We start from the raw sequence: 18683 nt of genomic DNA, 5'->3' as shown, positions 1-18683 counted from the left end.
TAGAGCCGGCAACGACGGCCCGCAGCGCGGGGAACGTAGCCGCCGGAGAACGACGATGACGTCCTGCCCGCTCCGAGAGGAATCCCCGTGCCACACGAGACGCAGACCACCACCGCTTCGCCGGCACCGGCCGGGGAGTTCCCGGATGTCCCGACGCAGCCCGAGACCCGCGGCATCGAGCTGATCGGGGCGGGGGAGCGGCACGGCCGAGCACGCGACCTCTTCTTCGTCTGGGCGGCGCCGAGCGTCACCATCCTGAACTTCACCGTGGGCGCGACCCTCGTCCTGCTCGGCCTCGAGCTCTGGCAGGCCGTGCTCGTCGTCATCGCGGGCTCGGCGCTGTGGGTGTTCCCCGGGATCATCGCGATCAGCGGGCCCGCCGCGGGCACCTCTGGCTCGGTCATCACGCGCGCGATCTACGGCATCGTCGGCAACAAGCCGGTCGTCACCTTCACGGGCTGGTTGATCGGAGCCGTGTTCCTCGCGCTCAACTGGCTCGCCTCGTCGTTCCTCGGCGCCGATCTCCTCGCCGGCATCGGCCTCGACGACCCCGTCGTCGTGCCGATCATCGTGACCCTCGTGATCTCGGCGATCACCGTGGTCGTCGCCGTCTACGGCCATGCGCTCATCGTGCGCGTGTACTCCTGGTTCGCGATCGTCCTGGCCGTGATCTTCGCGACGGTCACGGCGTTCATCCTCCCCCAGGTCGACTGGGGCTACCGGGCGGCCGATCCGCTGTCGGGTGCGCCGCTGTGGTCGGCCGTGACCATCGGCTTCACGCTCATCGCCTCGAACCCGATCTCGTACATCAACAGCCCCGACCTCGCCCGGTACCTGCCGCGCTCGACGAAGCCGTCGCACATCATCGCGGCGACCGCGCTCGGCGGCGCGCTGCCCGGCATCGTGTTCGCCATCGTCGGCGTGCTGCTGGGCACCGCGGTGATGGACGGGCTGGACGCCGGCATCGAGTCCGCGCTGCTCGGACTGCTGCCGCCGTGGCTCGCGCCGGTCTTCGTCATCGGCGTCGTCGTCAACACCGTCGCGCTCAACGGCATGACGACGTACACCTCGAGCATGGCCCTGCAGGCGATCGGCATCCCGCTCCGGCGCATCCCCGCCGCGATCGTGGTCGGCGTGATCGGCACGGGCCTCACCATCTACCTCGTCCTGTCGACGAACCTCCTCGACGCCGTCAACCTGATGCTGCAGTTCCTCGTGATCGTGTCGGCGCCCACGATGACGGTGTTCGTCACCGACGTGGTGCTCCGCCGCAACCGCTACGACGGCGCCGAACTGTTCGACGACGAGCGCGGCGGACGGTTCTGGTACAGCGGCGGCTGGAGCATCCCCGGCACCGTCGCCGTCGTCGCCGGCGGCGTCGCGACGGCGCTGTGCCTCTCGACCACGGTCTGGACAGGCCCGATCGCCGAGGCCATCGGCTTCGTCGACCTGTCGGTGCCGGCCGGCATGCTGGTGGCCGCCGCCGGGTACGCACTGCTGATCCGCACCCCGCTCGGGAAGGAGGGCCGGCCATGACCGCCCTGTACACGAACGGCCGCGTCTTCACGGCCGACGCACGCCGCTGGGCGACCGCGATCGTCGTCCGCGACGGCCGGATCGCCTACGTCGGCGACGACGACACCGCCCGGAGGATCGCGGGCGCGGACCCCGCGCACCGTGCCGTCGACGTGGTCGACCTCGGCGGGGCGACGGTGCTGCCCGGGTTCGTCGACGGGCACGCGCACGTCATCGGCACCGGGGAGGCGGCCGCGCAGGTCGATCTCTGGGGCGCCGACTCGCTCGACGAGATCCAGCGGCGCATCCGGGCGTTCGCCGAGGCCCACCCCGACGCGCCGCGCATCCGCGCGCAGGGCTGGCAGCACGCCGCCGTCGGCGGTCGCCCCCGCCGGGAGCTGCTCGACGCGGTCGTCGCCGACCGCCCGGTGTACGCCGACGCGTACGACTTCCACTCCATCTGGCTCAACACGGCGGCGCTCGACGAGACCGGCATCGGCGACGACACGGCCGATCCGGCGGGCGGCATGATCCACCGCGACGCCGACGGCCGCGCCACGGGACTCGTCGACGAGACCGCCATGCACCTGCTCGTCCGGCCGGTGCTCGCCGGATTCACGACCGCCGACGACCTCGATGCGGCTCTGGCTTCGGCGCTGCGCGGGTACGCGGCTGCGGGTGTCACCGCGACGACCGACATGGGTCTCGACGACGACGACCTCGCCGCCATGGTGCGCGCCGAGCGAGCGGGCGTGCTCACGGCGCGCATCGCCGGCCATTGGCTCGTGCAGCCCACCGGCGACGAGACGCGGAACCTGGCGGAAGTCGCCCGGGCCGTCGAGCTCGCCTCCGCTCACGCCTCGGAGTGGCTGAGGGTCGTGGGCGTCAAGGTCATGATCGACGGCACGGTCGACGGCTGCACCGCGGCGGTCGGGCACCCGTACTCCGACGGCAGCGACCCCGACCCGATCTGGAGCCTCGACGAGCTCGCTCCGGTGGTCGCGGCGGCGGACGCGGCCGGGCTGCGCATCGCCATGCACGCGATCGGCGACGAGGCGGTCCGCATCGCGATCTCGGCCGTCGAGCACGCGATCGCGATGAACGGCCCGCGGCACCGCCGTCATCGCATCGAGCACCTCGAGGTGGTCGAGCGGGCCGACATCGACCGCCTGGCCGCGCTCGGCATCACCGCGAGCATGCAGCCGGTGCACGCCGATCCCGCGATCCAGGAGAACTGGCGAGCGATGCTCGGCGACGAGCGCGTCGAGCGCGGGTTCCCGTGGCCCGAGATGACCGACGCCGGCGCGCCCCTGGTGTTCGGCACCGACTCGCCCACCTCGCCGTACGCGCCGCTGCCCAACATGTTCGTCGCCGCGACCAGGCGCTCGGCGCTCGACCCCGCACTGCCGCCGAACGTCCCGGCCTATGCGCTGCCGCTGGTGTCCGCGGTCGAGCACGCGACGCGCGATGCGGCGTGGGCGTGCGGCGCCGAAGAGTCGTACGGTCGCATCGCGGCCGGCCTCCACGCCGACTTCATCGTGCTGGACCGGGACGTATTCGGGTCGGCTCCCGACGAGTTGCTCGGGGCGCGGGTCATCCGCACCGTGGTCGGCGGTCGCACGGTCCACGAGGCGTGACGCGCGCGGCGCGGACCGCGCCGGTGGGAACCGCGCCGGTGGGAACCGTGCCCGGTGCCGGGCCTAGGCGCCGCGAAGTTCCGCGAGGAGCTTCTCGACGCGCCGCGCGCGGGTGTCCGCCCCCTTCGCGTGGCCGATCACGCGGGCGTGCTGCCGACGCTGGCTGAGCGTGAGGGCGTCGAACGCCGTACGTGCAGCGGGGTCGGCGTCGAGGGCAGCGCTGAGCTCGGCCGGTTCGTCGACGGTGATCGGTTCGTCATCGAGCGACAGGTCGATGACGACCTCGTCGCCGACCTCCGCGCCGGTGGCCGCCCGGTTCGCGTTGCTGAAGCCGATCAGGTTGCGCCCGAGCATGATCGCGATGCGCGTGCGCCACGAGTGTCCGTTGATCGTCACCACGACCCGCGGACGCTTGCCGCCGCCGAGCGCCTCGACGACCTCCGGCGGGACCTCGAGTCCGCGCATCTTCTCGTGCGGCTCGACGATGGCCGTGAAGCGCTGCTGCATGGCGCCATCCTGCCGCAGCACCGGGCCGGCGACCATGCGCCGCGCCTTGCCGCTCGCCGGCCACCGGTGCAGGCTGTCGGCGAGGGGGCGGGGTGGACGCGAGTGAATACCGGATCCGCGACCTGCAGCGGATCGCCTACGGCGCGGACTCGACCGACGCCGAGCGGGCCAGCGCGGTCGACGAACTCGCGGCGCTGGCGGCGCGCGGACTGAGCGGACCGACACCCGCCGGCGGTCCGCCGGAGAACGGCCCGGCGGATGTCTCGGGCCACGCCGCCCATCCGAGCGATCCGGATGCCGCGTCCCGGCAGGCACCGGGCGCCGCGGCCGCCCCCGCGAAGGCCGGGCCGAGCCGGCACCGCACTGAGCGCGCTCGCCTCGCCCGGTGGGTGGCGGTGGCGGGCCTCGGGGGCCTCGTGGTCGGTGGGTTCCTCGGGTGGGCGGCGGCGCAGCGCGCCGGCCCGGACGAGGGGATGCCGCTCGAGGAGACCGAGCTGCTGGCCCTCATCGACCAGCTCCCCCTGGCGGCCGAATCATCCCGGGTGGCGAACGCCGCCGAGGTCGAGGGCGGGATCGACGAGACCTCCGTGCGGCTGCTCGCCAGCCGGCTCGACGGGCCTGCCGCCTACATCGCGCGTACCTCCGACGGGGAGGAACTCTGCCTCGTCCTCCTCCTGCCCGGCGGGACGTCCCGCAGCGCATGCACCGTCGACGGCAGGTTGCCGCGCGACGGACTCCGCGTTCCGTACGCGATCGACGACCGCGACGGTTCACGCGGGCTCTCCGTCGGCCGGCTCGACGCCGGTGGCACGGTCACGCTGCCGGACTGACGCACGGATCCGGCACACGGCCTGGCCGGCGTCAGCCCTGCAACCGCGGATCCTCCGTCGGATCGGCGTACAGCTCGGCGCACCCCATGTCGGGCGCATCCGGCTGGAACTCGAAATGCCACGGCTCGTTCGCGTAGGTGCGGCACAGACCGAACTCCGCCCCGTGCTCGGCGAGCCAGTCCATCGCGTCCCAGGAGCCGACATCGACCGCCTCACCGGACACATGCGCCGAGGTCTCCGCCGTCGCGACCCAGCGGGCGGCCTCCTCCTCCGAGCCGTACGTCGACACCGCATCCTGCAGCAGCCGCTCCTGATACTCCGGCGAGCGCCACCCGCTCGTCACGAGCACCTCGATCCCCTCGTCCGAGGCCGCCGACCCCGCCGCCCGCAACGCGGCGAGCAGGGTCGGCTCGAGCCGAGTGACGCCGGGGTAGCCGTCGTCGAAGACGCTCACCCCGTCGGGCAGCTCGCCGTCCGAGGCATCCACCGCACCGTCGGCCCACGAAGCGCCGTCCGAACCGGCCGAGCCGCCCGAACCACCGCTCGAACCACCGACCGCGTCGACGACCGACCCGACGACCGACGGGCCCCAGCCGAAGACGGCCACGGCGACGACCGCGCATACGGCCGTCGCGACGAGCGCCGCAGTACGACGAGCGCCGGCGGCGCGACGATGACCGATGGATGCCTGGACCGTTCGACTCATGCGGCCAGTCAAGGCAGCCGGCCGTTGCGAGGGCGTATGTCGCGCGCGATACGCCGGCGATATGCGCCCGCTCCTACCATGGGGGCATGCGCGTGCTGATCGTCGAGGATGAGCCGTACCTGGCCGAGGCGATCCGCGACGGGCTGCGGTTCGAGGCGATCGCCGCCGACCTCGCGGGCGACGGAGACACGGCGCTGGAGCTGCTCGCCGTGAACGCGTACGACATCGCCGTGCTCGACCGGGACATCCCGGGGCCGTCAGGTGACGAGATCGCGGCCCACATCGTCGCGTCCGGCAGCGGCATCCCGATCCTCATGCTGACCGCTGCCGACCGCCTCGACGACAAGGCGACGGGGTTCGAACTCGGCGCCGACGACTACCTCACCAAGCCGTTCGAGCTGCGCGAGCTCGTGCTGCGGCTGCGCGCCCTCGATCGTCGTCGCGGGCGCAGCCGTCCGCCGATCCGCGAGCTCGCCGGCTTGCGGCTCGACCCGTTCCGGCGCGAGGTGTTCCGCGACGGGCGGTACGTGGCACTCACGCGCAAGCAGTTCGCCGTGCTCGAGGTGCTGATGGAGGCCGATGGCGGCGTGATCAGCTCCGAGGAACTGCTCGAACGCGCCTGGGACGAGAACGCCGATCCCTTCACGAACGCCGTGCGCATCACGGTCTCCGCCCTGCGCAAGCGTCTCGGCGAACCGTGGGTGATCGTCACCGTTCCGGGAGTCGGGTACCGCATCGACGCCGGAGGAACGGCGGGTGATCGTGGCTAGGGAGCCGGGGCTCAGCGTCCGCCTGAAGTTCACGCTCAGCTACGCCGGCTTCCTCGTCGTGGCGAGCGCGCTGCTGCTCGCGGCGGTCTGGCTCTTCCTGCTGCGATACGTCCCGGAACGAGCGAATTACACGATCGACGGCTTCTTCCCCGGCCGCGACGACCTGGTGCGCGCGTTCGTGCCCGCCGCAGCGTGGGCGCTGCTGTTCCTGCTCGTCTTCGGATTGGCCGGCGGCTGGTTCCTCGCGGGCCGCATGCTCGCGCCGCTGTCGCGGATCACGGATGCCACCCGCCGGGCGGCCAAGGGTTCGCTCTCGTACCGGATCGAGCTGCCCGGCCGCCAAGACGAGTTCCGTGAACTCGCCGACAGCTTCGACACCATGCTGGCCCGGCTCGAGGCGCAGGTCGCCGAGCAGCAGCGCTTCGCCGCGAACGCCTCGCACGAGCTGCGCACGCCGCTCGCGATCAGCCGCACGCTGCTCGAGGTCGCCCGCAGCGACCCCGGAGGACCGAGCCCTGAGCTCATCGAGCGGCTGGAGGCCGTGAACACCCGCGCGATCGAGCTGACGGAAGCCCTGCTCGTGCTCAGCCGGAGCGACCAGCGGGCCTTCACCCGCACCGAGGTCGACCTCTCGCTGGTGGCCGAGGAGGCGGCGGAGACGCTGCTGCCCCTCGCCGAGCGACGCCGCGTGAGCATCGCGGTCTCGGGCGACGTGGCGTGGGCCGAGGGCTCCCCGGCCCTGCTGCAGCAGGTCGCGACGAATCTCGTGCACAACGCCGTCGTGCACAACCTCCCCGACGGCGGCACGGTGCGCGTCGAGACGGCCACCATCGGGGGAGAGGCGCGGCTGAGCGTCGAGAACACGGGCGAGCGGTTGAGCCCGCAGGCGGTCGCTACGCTCACCGAGCCGTTCCAGCGCGGGACCGAGCGGATCCGGTCGGATCACGTCGGGGTGGGCCTCGGCCTCGCGATCGTGCAGAGCATCGTGCGGGCCCACGACGGGCAGCTCGCGATCGAGGCGCTCGACGACGGCGGACTCCGGGTCGTGGTGCGGTTGCCGGCGGCGACCGGCGCCGGCTGAGCCCTCCGTCGCTTCCCGACCGGTTCGCGATCGGTTCGGCCCCCGAGCGTCAGAAGCCGAAGTCCCAGAAGTCGCCGGCGTCTGCACCGCCCCCGCCGCCTGCGGCGTCGCCCGCGTCGCTTCCGTCGACGTCCGCGGCATGGGCCGTGGTGTCGTCCGGGGCCGGATCGGCCGACCCGGCCCATGCGGTCCATGCCACAGACGCGATGGCGTACCAGGCGATGGCGTCGAACATGCTGGCTGCGGCCCAGACGCCCGCGTCGGCTCCGGCCGGTGCGCTCGCATCGGTCCTGGCGGGTGCGCCGTCGAGGCTGCGGGAGAGGGCGCCGGGTCGCCGCCGCTCGGCGCGGGTCGCCGAGCGCGCGAGCTCGGCCGGCGCGGCATCCGCCGGTCGCTCGTCGTCGTGCTGAGCGTCCGCGGTCAGTCTGGCGAACAGCAGGTCGAGCTGCGCGGGGGTCAGGCGCTCGAACGCCTCGACGTGGGCGCGCTCGATGACGCCGGCGGGTGCCGTGCGGATCATCCGCTCGTACCGCTCGACGGCGCGTGCGTCCTCGATGGACGTGCCGCTCGGCAGCGGCAGATCGGGCGTCTCGGGCTTCCGCCCGAAGATGCGATCGATGAGTCGGGTCATGGTCGGTTCCTCGTTTCTCGGTTCTCGGTTCTCGGTTCTTCTGGGCCCGTTCCGGCTGGTGCTCGGCGCGCCGTCGTCAGGCGGCTGCGGCCGGCGTCTCAGCCGGGACCGCTCGCAGCGGACCGCTGAACGAACGGCTCAGCGACCCGGGCGCGACGATGGGCAGCAGGGCGGCGAGCAGCTTCCCCTTGAGGGCGGTCGGCCGGCGGACGAGTTCCACATCGACGCGGGTCTGCTCGCCCTCGGGGGTCAGCTGGAAGATCCAGCCGCCGCCGGGGCCGAACACCTTGGAGTCGATCGTGGTGATCTCCACCCGGTTGGCCGCGGCATCCCATTCATAACGGGCGCGTTCCCACGCGGCTGCCGTGCCCTCGGTCACCTCGGCCCAGTCCTCGCCGATCGCATGCACCTCCAGGTGCTCCGCGTCGATCGTGGGCCAGCGCTCCGCGCGTGCCGGGCTGAAGTCGGTCAGCACGGCCATGAGCTCCGGCGCGGTCAGTTCCGACGTGAGGGTGAAACGGACGGTGGTCATGGTCGCTCTCCTGTTCGTGGCGGTGCCGTCCATCGGCACTCCCTCACGATCCCGCGGAGGTGCGCGCTCACGCGCCGGTGCCCGTGACTGGTCCACCCCCGGGCAGGGCACGGGTGCCTTCCAGCAGACGCCCGTGCCGCCGGACCGGAGCCCGGTCAGGCTCGCAGTGCCGCGACCGCGTCGAGCACCGTCGCCGCGACCTCCTCCGGCGCGGAGACCGTGAGCGCGTGCGAAACGCCGCGGAGTTCCCGGGTGCCGCGCGATCCGGCCCGCTCCGCGAAGAACCGGTGCAGGGCGACCGGCATGTTCCGATCGGCGTCGCCGTAGACGAACCACGACGGCAGGCGGCGCCACGCCGGGGATGCCGCCGTGAGCCCGCTCGTGAGCGCGACCTCGGCCACCGGGCGCTGGGTCGCCGCCATGAGTGCGGCTTCCTCGCCCGGGACATCCGCCGCGAACTGGGCGTGGAACGCCTCGGCGCGGATCGCGAGCTCGGATCCGCCGCCCGCGAGGGCGTACGATGCGACGGCGTCGCCGAGCGTGCCGCCCGGGAATCGGTTCGTGAGCTCCAGCGCCGATTCCCCCGTGTCAGGCGCGAATGCGGCGACGAAGACCAGCGCCGCGACGGCGTCGAGGCCGGCGGCCGCTTCGCTGATCACCATGCCGCCGTACGAATGGCCCACCAGCACGACGGGTCCGTCCAGCGTCGCGACGACGTCGCGAAGATAGGCGGCGTCACCCTCGAGGCTGCGGAGCGGATTGGCGACGGCCACGGTGCGGAGGCCGACGGCCTGGAGGCGCTGGAGCACGCCGTTCCAGCTGGCGGAATCGGCGAAGGCGCCGTGCACGAGGACGATGGTGGGGTTCGAAGTGGTCATGGTCGTTGCTCTCCCGTTCGGTCGGGCTCGCGGCGGGTGCCGCGAGTCGTTCCGACGATCGGCCACCATGGGGTGGGCGGGCACCGGTCGGCCACCCTGGTCGCATCCCGGGCGTGCGCCCCGGGACCGCCGGGGATGCTCCGGCGCTGAGCGCCACGGGGCTCCGGACGATCTACCAGATGGTGCCGCCGCCGGCTGAGATACCGGCCCAAGTGAGCGCGATGAAGATCGCGGCGAACACGACGGGCGCGATGCCCTTGCCGCTCCGCGCGAGCCCCTTGAGGAGGGCGATCACGGCGAGGACGGCGGCCACGATCGAGAGGCCGCCGCCGAGGATCAGCCCGATGAACAGCGGGATCGGCATGAGCACGAGGCCGGCCAGCCCGAACCAGAAGGCGGCCCAGGCGGCGGGGTTGGAGCGGCGTTCCACGGAGGAGGACATGCTCCAGTATCTCCTGTCCTGGCCGGAGATGCGGTGCCGGCCGCCTGCGCGACACCTTGAACGGGAGCGTGAAGGGGCATAGGCTCAGGCGGTTCCTGTTCGTACCGACCGTCGTTTCGAGGTGAGTTGATGACCGCGCCGTCGGCCGCGCATCGTCGCGCCCGGGCAGTGCTCGCCTCCCGGGTTCTGGCCTGAATCGTCTGTCATCGCCCTGCTCGAGCGCGAGTTCGCGGGGCATCGTACGAACACCTGAACGGAGTCACCACGTTGTCCACCAAGTGGATCATCCGCGCTGAATCGCGCACTGACCTCACCACCATCCGCGAGATCACCCTCGCGGCATTCACCACCGCCCTCGAGGCCGACCTCATCGACGCGCTGCGCGACGATCCAGCCTGGATCCGTGGCCTGTCGTTGGTCGCGGAGGATCCGGAGGGGGGCCTCGTCGGGCACGTGCTGCTGACGCGCTGTCATATCGACGAATGGCCGGCACTGATCCTCGGCCCGGTCTCGGTTCGTCCCGAGGTGCAGAGCCGCGGCGTGGGCGGAGCGCTGATCCGCGCGGCGATCTCGGCCGCCGCTGAACGAGGCGAGCACGCCATCGTGCTCGTCGGACACCCCGGCTACTACCCGCGGTTCGGGTTCGAGCGGGCCTCGGCTCACGGGATCACGGCACCGATCGACGCTCCGGATGACGCCGTCATGGCGCTGAGCGTCGACCCGCGCCGCGCGCTGCCGAGCGGACGGATCCGATGGGCGAAGCCGTTCAACGCCTGAGCAGGATCGCCCCACCGCGAACCCGTGAGGGGTGTCCGCCTCGAGGAGCGCGGGCATCCCTCACGGGGAAGCAGCTGCAGCACCGCACGTCGGGTCACGGCGTGTGGACCCACCGTGCGATCACACCGATCCCCAACAAGACGATGGCGGGGATCGGCGGTCAAGCTCCAGAAGAACTGAGCCGCTCGAGGCACCGCCGAATCTGCGGATCTGGCGACTTCGGGCGGCAGGCGCCCGTGTCGAGGCACCGCGTCCGCCGATGGTGATCCGAGGGCGCGAACACGCCATACCTGCATTTACTGCGCTACGTGAAGGTATACTCGCCTCATGCCCGCGGATCGGATCAGCGCCGCCGAACTCAGCTCGACGGTGCCCTGGCCCGCGCTCGGTTCGGAAGAGTACAGCTGGGCTCCGCGTGCGCCGGAGATCCACTCCAACGCCGAGGTGCGTCGGCAGACCGGGCAGTACTTCGCCGCGGTCCCGCCGAAGATCGCGGAGCTCGACGTCTCGCTCAGCGCGGTCGAAGCCCGAGATCTCGAGGAGTCGACCGCTGCGCTCGTCGCTTTCGACAACCACGCCCAGAAGACCCTCGGCCTCGACAGCCCGGCGCTCGGCCCCATGTCGGCAATCCTGCTGCGCACGGAGAGCGCGTCGAGCTCGCAGATCGAGCAGCTGACCACCTCGGCCAAGCAGCTCGCCCTCGCTGAGATCGAGGAGATCGGTGCGCGCGGCAGCCGAACGAACGCGCGCACGGTGATCGGGAATGTCCGAGCGATGGAGGCCGCGCTGGCGCTCTCCGAGCAGGTGAGCGCCGAGGCAATCCTCGCCATGCACCAGGAGCTGCTCCGCCACCAGTTCGGCTTCGAGGACGAAGCCGGGCGGTTCAGGAGGGAGCAGGTGTGGATCGGCGGCGACCACGCCGGCCCGATCGGCGCCGATTTCGTTGCGCCGCACCATGACCGTGTGCCCGCCGCCATCGACGACCTGATCTCCTTCATCGACCGTGTGGACATCCCGGTGCTCGCGCAGGTGGCCATCTCGCACGCCCAGTTCGAGACGATCCACCCGTTCGTCGACGGCAACGGGAGAACCGGCCGCGCGCTCGCGCAGTCGGTGATCCGCAACAAGCGCCTCGTCACCAGCACCACGGTGCCGATCTCGGCGGGGCTCCTCGCGGACACCGAGCGCTACTTCGATGCGCTGGGCGCCTACCGCGTTGGCGACGCCGGCCCGATCGTCCGCGCGTTCACGGATGCCTCGCGGCTCGCGGCGTTCACCGGCACGCAGCTCGTGAACGAGCTCGCCGAGCAGCTGGAGCTCGCCCGGGAGAAGCTCCGCGGCGTACGCGCCGACGCCGCAGCTTGGAAGCTCCTGCCAACGCTGATCGGCCAGCCGGTCGTGAACACCAGGCACCTGCAGCGCCGCCTCGGCATGACGGAGGCCTCGGCGCTGCGGGCGCTCGCGACCCTCGTCGAGCGCGAGGTGCTGGTCGAACGGACCGGCTACGGCCGCAACCGTGTCTGGCAGCACTCCGGCATCATCGCGGTGCTCGACGAGTACGCCGCGGGTATTCGGCGTCGAGCGCAGCGCCGCGGCTGAGCTTCGCATCTCCGTGACCCCCGTGAGCCTCGGGCGGCACGGGATTCAGCCACCGCACACGAGTGCCTAGACCTGCGCCATATCCGCGAACTTCGAGAAGTGACCCTGGAACGCGACCGTGATGGTGCGGGTGGGGCCGTTTCGGTGCTTCGCCACGATCAGGTCGGCCTCGCCCGCGCGGGGGCTGTCGCGCTCGTAGGCCGCCTCGCGGTGCAGCAGGATCACCATGTCGGCGTCCTGCTCGATCGAGCCCGACTCGCGGAGGTCGGAGAGCGCCGGCATCTTGTCGGCGCGCTGCTCGGGGCCTCGGTTCAGCTGCGAGAGCGCGATGACGGGCACCTGCAGTTCCTTCGCGAGGAGCTTCAGCGCACGCGAGAACTCGGAGACCTCCTGCTGGCGGCTCTCGACGCGCTTGCCGCTCGTCATGAGCTGGAGGTAGTCGATGACGACCATCTTCAGGCCGACGCGCTGCTTGAGGCGGCGGCACTTCGCGCGGATCTCGACGAGCGTCATGTTGGGGGAGTCGTCGATGTAGAGCGGCGCATCGTTGATGCGACCGCGGGTGGCGGCGATGGTCGTCCAGTCGCGGCCGTCGACGGTGCCCTTGCGCATGTTCTGCAGCGGCACGGATGCCTCGGCCGAGAGCAGGCGCATCGCGATCTCGGCCTTGCCCATCTCGAGTGAGAACACGATGGTGGGCAGGTCGTGGTGGATGGATGCCGCGCGCGCGAAGTCGAGCGCGAGCGTCGACTTGCCCATGGCGGGGCGGGCGGCGACGATGATCATCTGGCCGGGGTGGAACCCGTTGGTGAGGTCGTCGAGGTCGTGGAACCCGGTCGGCACGCCGGTCATCTTCCCGTCGGTGTGCTTGGCGGCCTCGATCTCGTCGATGGCGGCCGTGACGGCCTCGGTGAGCGGCACGTAGTCTTCGGTCTCGACCGAGCCGGTCACGCCGTAGATCTCGGCCTGGGCGTGGTTCACGAGTTCGGTGACCTCGCCCTCGCCGGCGTAGCCCATCTGCACGATGCGCGTGCCGGCCTCCACGAGCCGGCGGAGCAACGCGCGCTCGGCGACGATCGAGGCGTAGTAGCCGGCGTTCGCGGCGGTCGGCACGAGGCTCGTCAGGGTGTGGAGGTACTCGACTCCGCCGGCGCGCTGCAGTTCGCCCGTCTTGGTGAGTTCGTCGGTGACGGCGATGACGTCGGTGGGCTCCCCGTGCGAGTAGAGCGTGAGGATGGCGTTGAAGACGACCTCGTGCTTCGGCACGTAGAAGTCGACGCCGCGGACGGTCTCGATGACGTCGGCGACGGCGTCTTTGGAGAGCATCATGCCGCCGAGCGCGCTCTGCTCGGCGAGGAGGTCGTGCGGCGGAGTGCGTTCGCCTCGTCGCGCCTCGCCCTCGTCTGCCGGTTCGGCGAGACCGATGTGCGCGATCGACAACTCCATGACCTCCGATTCCGACTCGCATCCGACGTGCGCGAGCGCGCGTCTGACCCTGCGGCAGTCCTATCAAGAACCGCCGACACCCGGTTTCGGAAGGATGGCCGAGAGGCCGGTCGGGAGACGCTGCTTCACCATAGAGAACGACTCCATCCACATACAACTGCACCTGTGGATAACTCTGGGGAGAATCTGGGCGAAACGCCGATGATCATGTGCACTCAGCCTGTGGACAACTGTGGAATTCATGTGAATTACATGGGTTGAATTCAGTCGCGACCTGGCTTTTTCTGAATCCACACCTGTGGGGGAAAACTTCTTTGGAATCCCACCTCGGGCCCATGCGCACCTGTGCACAACCATCTGGAAAACCCGAGTATCACTCTTGCGCGCGGCGCGGCGCCGGGTGTAAACGGAGAGGCCGCCCCGGGGCATCCGGACACGCTGCTGCATGCCTTCGGACGCACGGAACGCGCCACGGCCCGCCCCACCGCGCAACGGGGCGCGAGCACGACCGGACGGCCCCCGGAACACGACGAGGCGGCGACGGGCCGAAGCCCGCCGCCGCCTCGTGCGGAGCGTGTCGCGAACTACTTCGCGGCGACCACCTGGAGGGTGATCGTGGCGGTGACGTCGTCGTGCAGACGAACGGTCGCCTCGTGGTCGCCGACGGCCTTGATGGGCGTCGGGATCTCGATCTTGCGCTTGTCGACCGAGCCGAGGCCGGCGGCCTCGACCGCGGCGGCGACATCCGCCGTCTTGACCGAGCCGAACAGGCGGCCGCCGAGGCCGGCCTTGACGGCCAGCTTGACCTTGCCCTGCTCGAGCGAGGCCTTCAGCGCCTGCGCGTCCTCGAGGGAGTGCAGGGCGCGCGCCGTGCGCGCAGCCTTGATCTGGTCGACCTGCTTCTGGCCGCCGCGGGTCCACGGGGTCGCGAAGCCCTGCGGGACGAGGTAGTTGCGGGCGTACCCGTTCTTGACCTCGACGACGTCGCCGGCCTCGCCGAGACCCGACACTTCGTGCGTGAGAATGACCTTTGCCATGATGGTGCTCCTTAGCGGCCGGAGCCCGAGTAGGGCAGGAGCGCCATCTCGCGGGCGTTCTTGACGGCGCGGGCGATGAGGCGCTGCTCCTGCACGGAGACACCGGTGATGCGACGGGCGCGGATCTTGCCGCGCTCCGAGATGAACTTGCGAAGGGTCGCGACATCCTTGTAGTCGATGACGCCGACCTTGACGGACTTCGCGGGGGCGGCGTTCTTCGCGCCCTTGCCGCGAGGCTTGCGGCGGTCGCCGCTGCTCTTTCCAGCCATGGATCTTTCCTGTCTTGTGAAAACGAATCGTGCGACGAAGGCCCCGACCGGGGCATCCGTCAGCGGCCTTCCGGCCTAGAAGGGCGTGTCGTCGCCGTAGGTGGCGCCGGGCGTGTTCCAGACGTCCGCACCGCCGGAGGCGGCGGGAGCGCTGGGCGCCCATGCGTCATCGGACGAGGAGCCGCCTCCGTAGGAGGAGCCCCCGCCGACACCGCGGTTGGACTGCGCGCGCGTGACCTGGGCGGTGGCGTACCGGAGCGAGGGGCCGATCTCGTCGACCTCCAGCTCGATGCTGGTGCGCTTCTCGCCTTCCTTGGTCTCGTACGAACGCTGCTTCAGCCGCCCGGTAGCGATGACCCGCGAACCCTTGGTGAGCGAACCCGCCACGTGCTCGGCGAACTCGCGCCAGCAGCTCGCGCGGAGGAACAGCGCCTCGCCGTCCTTCCACTCGTTCGCCTGACGGTCGAACGTGCGGGGGGTGGACGCGATGGTGAAGTTCGCGACCGCGAGCCCGTTCTGCGTGTAGCGCAGCTCGGGGTCCGCGGTGAGGTTGCCGACCACGGTGATGATGGTCTCGCCGGCCATGGGGACTAGGCGTCCTTCTGCGCAGCGGCCGGTGCGGCGGCCTTCTTCGCGGCGGCGGCGGCCTTCTTCGCGGCCTTCGCCTCCTCGGCCTTCTTCGCCGCGGCGACCTGAGCGATGTTCTCGTCGGCGCGGAGGACCTTGGTCCGCATGACGGCCTCGCTGAGGTTCAGCTGGCGGTCGAGCTCCGCGGTGGTCGCGGGCGTGGCGGTGAAGTCGACGACGGCGTAGATGCCCTCGGCCTTCTTCTTGATCTCGTAGGCCAGACGACGCCGTCCCCAGATGTCGACGTTGTCGACACTGCCGCCATCGTTGCGGATGACGTTCAGGAACTTGTCGAGGCTGGGAGCAACGGTGCGCTCGTCGATCTCGGGATCGAGGATGACCATCAGCTCGTACTGGTGCATGACGTACCCACCTCCTTCGGACTCAGCGGCCACCGGGCATTTCCCGGCAGCAGGAGGGTGTTCACGCGTCGCGCCATGGAGGCCGCGAATGCGGCACATGGGCAACCTCGACAGTCTAGCGGATCCCTCACGTTCAACGCGAACCGTCCGCGCACGTCACCGGCCCGCCTCTCTCGTCCACCCCGATCCTCACCTCCGCCGCCTCGGACCCTCCGCGCCTCCCGTCGAGTGTTTCCGTTCGCACCGAGGGTTTCCCGCAGCCGGGAAACTCTCTGTGCCAACGGAAACACCCGGCACCGAGACGCCCGGGCCCCACCCAGACGTGGGCGCAGCGGGTCACAGCTGCGGTCGCAACCCTGCGCCGAGCAGTTCGGCGCGCAGCAGCTGCGGCCGGATGGCGATCGGCCAGTCCCACCGAGCCCCGAACGACCGGTGCTTTCGAATGCGGTTCTCCCGCGCCTTCTCGGCCGCGACGATCTCGGCGATCGGCCGCCCGCCGGTGAACTCGCGCTTCACGTACTTGCCATACCCGTCGAACTCGCCGAAGACGTTGTTCTCCGGCCAGTCGAAGTCGGCGACATCCTTGCCGCCGTCCGTTCGGTGGAACGCGACCTGCAGGTCGGGCGCCGGAAACCCGAGCAGGTGCATATTCGCCCGGCTGATGGATTCGCCGGCGGAGTCCGACCGCGCGTCGGCGAACTCGATCGCGGCCCTCGCGGGCCGCACGCCTCGAACCCGCCCGAGCGAAGCGAGCGACTCCAACAGCCCCGCTTGCTCCGCGACCACGACGGCCGCACGGTCGGGCCGCAGGCGCGGTCGTATGCCGTGATCGATCGCCGCGACGGCGGATGCGAACGGTAGCGTGCGCGCCAGGTCGAGCAGGGTGCGTGCGTACGAGGTCACCGTGACGCCACCGATCTCCGCCAGCTCCTCCGCGCCGAGCGCGTCGTGATGCCAGACGACTCCGTTCTTCGTTCGTGCCACCGACCGCCCGCCGGTGTGGAGATGCACGCAATCGAGGTGCGGGCCCACGATCGGGATGCCCCACACGACCGCCGCCGAGACGTGCGCGAAGATCGGGGCACTCCGCCGCGTCGCGGCCACCGCCGCCATCATCGTGCGATGTCGTTCCTCCCGCTGCGCCTGGTTCCAGGCCTCGGATGCCACGTAGACGCCGCGCCGTAACCGAACCAGGGTCCCCGGAGGTTCCGATCGCAGGTCTCGACCGATGGCGGCGAGCGCTGCGGCCCGGACGAGCGGTTGGGGCTGGGGCGGCGACATCCCCTCATGCTGGCCGGCACGCCGCCGGCGGCCGCGCCTCTCGCCCGTTTCGGTCGATGCCCACCGCGGTCCGACGCCGGTGGAGAGGTGGTGGCCGGGTCCCGGACTCAGGCCGAGCGTTTCCGTTCCGACCGAGCGCGGCCGCGAGAGCGGACACACTCCGCTCGAACGGACCCACTCGGTGGGTTCAGGAGTGGCCGGGGGATGATCCGCGCTACGCGCCCGCCGCGTCCCCGCCGCGGGCGGCCCACCATGCGAGGAGGCGCTCGCGCGCGGCATCCTCGCCGATGGGTCCCTCGTCGAGTCGCAGCTCGAGGAGGAAGCGGTACGCCTCGCCGACGACCGGGCCGGGGGAGATGCCGAGCAGTCGCATGATCTCGGCGCCGTCGAGCTCGGGCCGCACGGCGGCGAGCTCCTCCTCCTCGGCGAGCACGGCGATGCGCTCCTCGAGGTCGTCGTAGGCGAAGGAGAGCATGTCGGCCTTGCGGCGGTTCCTCGTCGTGACGTCGGCACGGGCGAGGATGTGCAGCCGCTCGAGCTGGTCGCCGGCGTCGCGGACGTAGCGGCGCACTGCGGAGTCCGACCACGCGCCATCCGTGTAGCCGAAGAAGCGGAGGTGCAGTTCGATGAGCCGTGCGACGGCCGCGATGGTGTCGTTGTCGAAGCGCAGCGCACGCAACCGCTTCTTCGCGAGCTTCGCGCCGACGACGTCGTGGTGGTGGAAACTGACCGCCCCGCCGGGCTCGAGCCGCCGCGTGGCGGGCTTCCCGATGTCGTGCAGCAGTGCGGCGAGGCGCATGACGAGGTCGGGGCTCTCGAGCACACCGCGTGACTTCTCGTAGCCGATGGCCTGGTCGAGCACGGTGAGGCTGTGCTCGTAGACGTCCTTGTGCCGGTGGTGCTCGTCGCGTTCGAGGCGGAGCGCGGGCACCTCGGGCAGCACGCGGTCGGCGAGGCCGGAGTCGACGAGCAGGCGGATGCCGGGCACCGGGGCGTCGGTGAGGAGCAGCTTCGACAGCTCGTCGCGCACCCGCTCGGCCGAGATCCGGTCGATCTCGGGCGCGAGCGACGCCATCGCGGCTCGTGTGCCGGCCTCGACGTCGAAGCCCAGCTGCGCGGCGAACCGTGCGGCGCGGAGCATCCGCAGCGGGTCGTCGCCGAACGACCGTTCGGGCGGCGACGGCGTGCGGAGGACGCGCGCCATGAGGTCTTCGACGCCGCCTGAGGGGTCGACGAGCTCGAGCCGGGGGAGTCGCAGCGCCATCGCGTTGACCGTGAAGTCGCGGCGGCCGAGGTCGCCCTCGAGGGAGTCGCCGAACTCGACCTCGGGCTTGCGCGAGTCGCCGTCGTACGTGTCGGCGCGGTAGGTGGTGATCTCGACCTGCTCGCCCGCGATCCTCGCGCCGATGGTGCCGAACGCCCGGCCGATGTCCCAGTGCGCCTCGGCGATGGGCTTCACGATGGCGAGGATGTCGTCGGGCGCGGCATCCGTCGTGAAGTCGAGGTCGTGCACGGGCCGGCCGAGGAAGGCGTCGCGGACCGGACCGCCCACCAGGGCGAGCTCGCGACCGGCCGCGTCGAAGGCGGCGGCGAGCGTCGAGACCGTCGGCGAGGCCGCGAGCTCCCGGAGGCGTTCGAGTGCCGCGGCGACGTCCTGCATGCCTCTCATGGTAGGCGGCGCGGCCTGCACCGGCCGTCTCGACGGCCCTCCCGAGCCGCCGCAGCGAGGCACTCCTGGGCTGGGGAGAGCGAGCGG

The 18683-nt window shown here is 71.3% G+C and carries 20 protein-coding genes; 7 read left to right on the top strand and 13 right to left on the bottom strand.

Annotation, left to right across the window (positions count from 1 at the left end; genetic code table 11):
• The first annotated feature begins 174 nt into the window (after nucleotides 1–174).
• Nucleotides 175–1536 carry a cytosine permease gene (locus tag ABIQ69_RS00180; RefSeq protein WP_350350049.1) on the top strand — a complete coding sequence of 454 codons (1362 nt, stop codon included), beginning with the start codon at nucleotides 175–177 and terminating at the stop codon, nucleotides 1534–1536.
• Nucleotides 1533–3152, top strand: coding sequence for an amidohydrolase (locus tag ABIQ69_RS00175; RefSeq protein ID WP_350348383.1), 1620 nt, complete (start codon nucleotides 1533–1535; stop codon nucleotides 3150–3152). Before ABIQ69_RS00180 ends, ABIQ69_RS00175 begins: the two co-directional genes overlap by 4 nt.
• 63 nt (nucleotides 3153–3215) lie before the next feature.
• On the opposite strand, the gene ABIQ69_RS00170 is transcribed toward ABIQ69_RS00175, so the two are convergent.
• The gene (locus ABIQ69_RS00170) at nucleotides 3216–3695 is read right to left on the bottom strand and encodes a YdeI/OmpD-associated family protein (RefSeq protein WP_350348382.1); all 480 of its coding nucleotides are present in this window, start codon (nucleotides 3693–3695) and stop codon (nucleotides 3216–3218) included.
• 56 nt (nucleotides 3696–3751) lie between these two features.
• Between ABIQ69_RS00170 and ABIQ69_RS00165 the strand changes: the two genes are divergently transcribed.
• Entirely contained in the window at nucleotides 3752–4489 is a 738-nt protein-coding gene (locus tag ABIQ69_RS00165; protein WP_350348381.1) for a hypothetical protein, read from the top strand.
• Nucleotides 4490–4520: 31 nt separating this feature from the next.
• Here the strand turns inward: ABIQ69_RS00165 and ABIQ69_RS00160 are convergent, their stop codons facing one another.
• Nucleotides 4521–5195 carry a M15 family metallopeptidase gene (locus ABIQ69_RS00160; protein ID WP_350348380.1) on the bottom strand — a complete coding sequence of 225 codons (675 nt, stop codon included), beginning with the start codon at nucleotides 5193–5195 and terminating at the stop codon, nucleotides 4521–4523.
• An 86-nt stretch (nucleotides 5196–5281) separates the two neighbouring features.
• Between ABIQ69_RS00160 and ABIQ69_RS00155 the strand changes: the two genes are divergently transcribed.
• Together ABIQ69_RS00155 and ABIQ69_RS00150 are read left to right on the top strand one after the other, a co-directional pair.
• Nucleotides 5282–5965, top strand: coding sequence for a response regulator transcription factor (locus ABIQ69_RS00155; protein ID WP_350348379.1), 684 nt, complete (start codon nucleotides 5282–5284; stop codon nucleotides 5963–5965).
• Nucleotides 5958–7046 carry a HAMP domain-containing sensor histidine kinase gene (locus ABIQ69_RS00150; protein WP_350350048.1) on the top strand — a complete coding sequence of 363 codons (1089 nt, stop codon included), beginning with the start codon at nucleotides 5958–5960 and terminating at the stop codon, nucleotides 7044–7046. Before ABIQ69_RS00155 ends, ABIQ69_RS00150 begins: the two co-directional genes overlap by 8 nt.
• Nucleotides 7047–7095: 49 nt before the next feature.
• Here the strand turns inward: ABIQ69_RS00150 and ABIQ69_RS00145 are convergent, their stop codons facing one another.
• The 4 genes from ABIQ69_RS00145 to ABIQ69_RS00130 form a co-directional block, all read right to left on the bottom strand.
• Entirely contained in the window at nucleotides 7096–7677 is a 582-nt protein-coding gene (locus tag ABIQ69_RS00145; protein WP_350348378.1) for a hypothetical protein, read from the bottom strand.
• A 76-nt stretch (nucleotides 7678–7753) separates the two neighbouring features.
• Complete coding sequence (locus ABIQ69_RS00140) at nucleotides 7754–8209, bottom strand: hypothetical protein (protein ID WP_350348377.1); 456 nt, start codon at nucleotides 8207–8209, stop codon at nucleotides 7754–7756.
• A 155-nt stretch (nucleotides 8210–8364) separates the two neighbouring features.
• Nucleotides 8365–9087 (bottom strand): alpha/beta hydrolase, encoded by a 723-nt coding sequence (locus ABIQ69_RS00135; protein ID WP_350348376.1) that lies wholly within the window; start codon nucleotides 9085–9087, stop codon nucleotides 8365–8367.
• A 172-nt stretch (nucleotides 9088–9259) separates the two neighbouring features.
• Nucleotides 9260–9529: a hypothetical protein gene (locus ABIQ69_RS00130; RefSeq protein ID WP_350348375.1), complete on the bottom strand. Its 270-nt coding sequence runs from the start codon at nucleotides 9527–9529 to the stop codon at nucleotides 9260–9262.
• Between the two features lie 267 nt (nucleotides 9530–9796).
• On the opposite strand from ABIQ69_RS00130, the gene ABIQ69_RS00125 reads away from it, so the two are divergent.
• Nucleotides 9797–10306 (top strand): N-acetyltransferase, encoded by a 510-nt coding sequence (locus ABIQ69_RS00125; protein WP_350348374.1) that lies wholly within the window; start codon nucleotides 9797–9799, stop codon nucleotides 10304–10306.
• A 327-nt stretch (nucleotides 10307–10633) separates the two neighbouring features.
• The gene (locus ABIQ69_RS00120; RefSeq protein WP_350348373.1) at nucleotides 10634–11905 is read left to right on the top strand and encodes a Fic family protein; all 1272 of its coding nucleotides are present in this window, start codon (nucleotides 10634–10636) and stop codon (nucleotides 11903–11905) included.
• A gap of 66 nt (nucleotides 11906–11971) precedes the next feature.
• On the opposite strand, the gene dnaB is transcribed toward ABIQ69_RS00120, so the two are convergent.
• The 7 genes from dnaB to ABIQ69_RS00085 form a co-directional block, all read right to left on the bottom strand.
• Nucleotides 11972–13345 (bottom strand): replicative DNA helicase, encoded by a 1374-nt coding sequence (gene dnaB, locus ABIQ69_RS00115; RefSeq protein WP_350350047.1) that lies wholly within the window; start codon nucleotides 13343–13345, stop codon nucleotides 11972–11974.
• A 590-nt stretch (nucleotides 13346–13935) separates the two neighbouring features.
• Nucleotides 13936–14388: a 50S ribosomal protein L9 gene (gene rplI / locus ABIQ69_RS00110; protein ID WP_350348372.1), complete on the bottom strand. Its 453-nt coding sequence runs from the start codon at nucleotides 14386–14388 to the stop codon at nucleotides 13936–13938.
• Between the two features lie 11 nt (nucleotides 14389–14399).
• A complete protein-coding gene (rpsR, locus tag ABIQ69_RS00105) occupies nucleotides 14400–14657 on the bottom strand; it encodes a 30S ribosomal protein S18 (protein ID WP_092673953.1) in 258 nt (85 codons plus the stop codon).
• A 75-nt stretch (nucleotides 14658–14732) separates the two neighbouring features.
• Nucleotides 14733–15242 (bottom strand): single-stranded DNA-binding protein, encoded by a 510-nt coding sequence (locus tag ABIQ69_RS00100; protein ID WP_350348371.1) that lies wholly within the window; start codon nucleotides 15240–15242, stop codon nucleotides 14733–14735.
• Nucleotides 15243–15247: 5 nt separating this feature from the next.
• Nucleotides 15248–15646, bottom strand: a complete 399-nt coding sequence (rpsF, locus tag ABIQ69_RS00095; RefSeq protein WP_350348370.1) for a 30S ribosomal protein S6 — start codon at nucleotides 15644–15646, stop codon at nucleotides 15248–15250.
• Nucleotides 15647–15982: 336 nt separating this feature from the next.
• Nucleotides 15983–16813: a hypothetical protein gene (locus ABIQ69_RS00090; protein WP_350348369.1), complete on the bottom strand. Its 831-nt coding sequence runs from the start codon at nucleotides 16811–16813 to the stop codon at nucleotides 15983–15985.
• Nucleotides 16814–17141: 328 nt separating this feature from the next.
• Complete coding sequence (locus tag ABIQ69_RS00085) at nucleotides 17142–18587, bottom strand: CCA tRNA nucleotidyltransferase (RefSeq protein WP_350348368.1); 1446 nt, start codon at nucleotides 18585–18587, stop codon at nucleotides 17142–17144.
• Between the last annotated feature and the right edge of the window lie 96 nt (nucleotides 18588–18683).

It is taken from the genome of Agromyces sp. G08B096 (assembly GCF_040267705.1).
Taxonomy (GTDB): domain Bacteria; phylum Actinomycetota; class Actinomycetes; order Actinomycetales; family Microbacteriaceae; genus Agromyces.
This window is presented reverse-complemented; position numbering and strand designations above follow the sequence as displayed.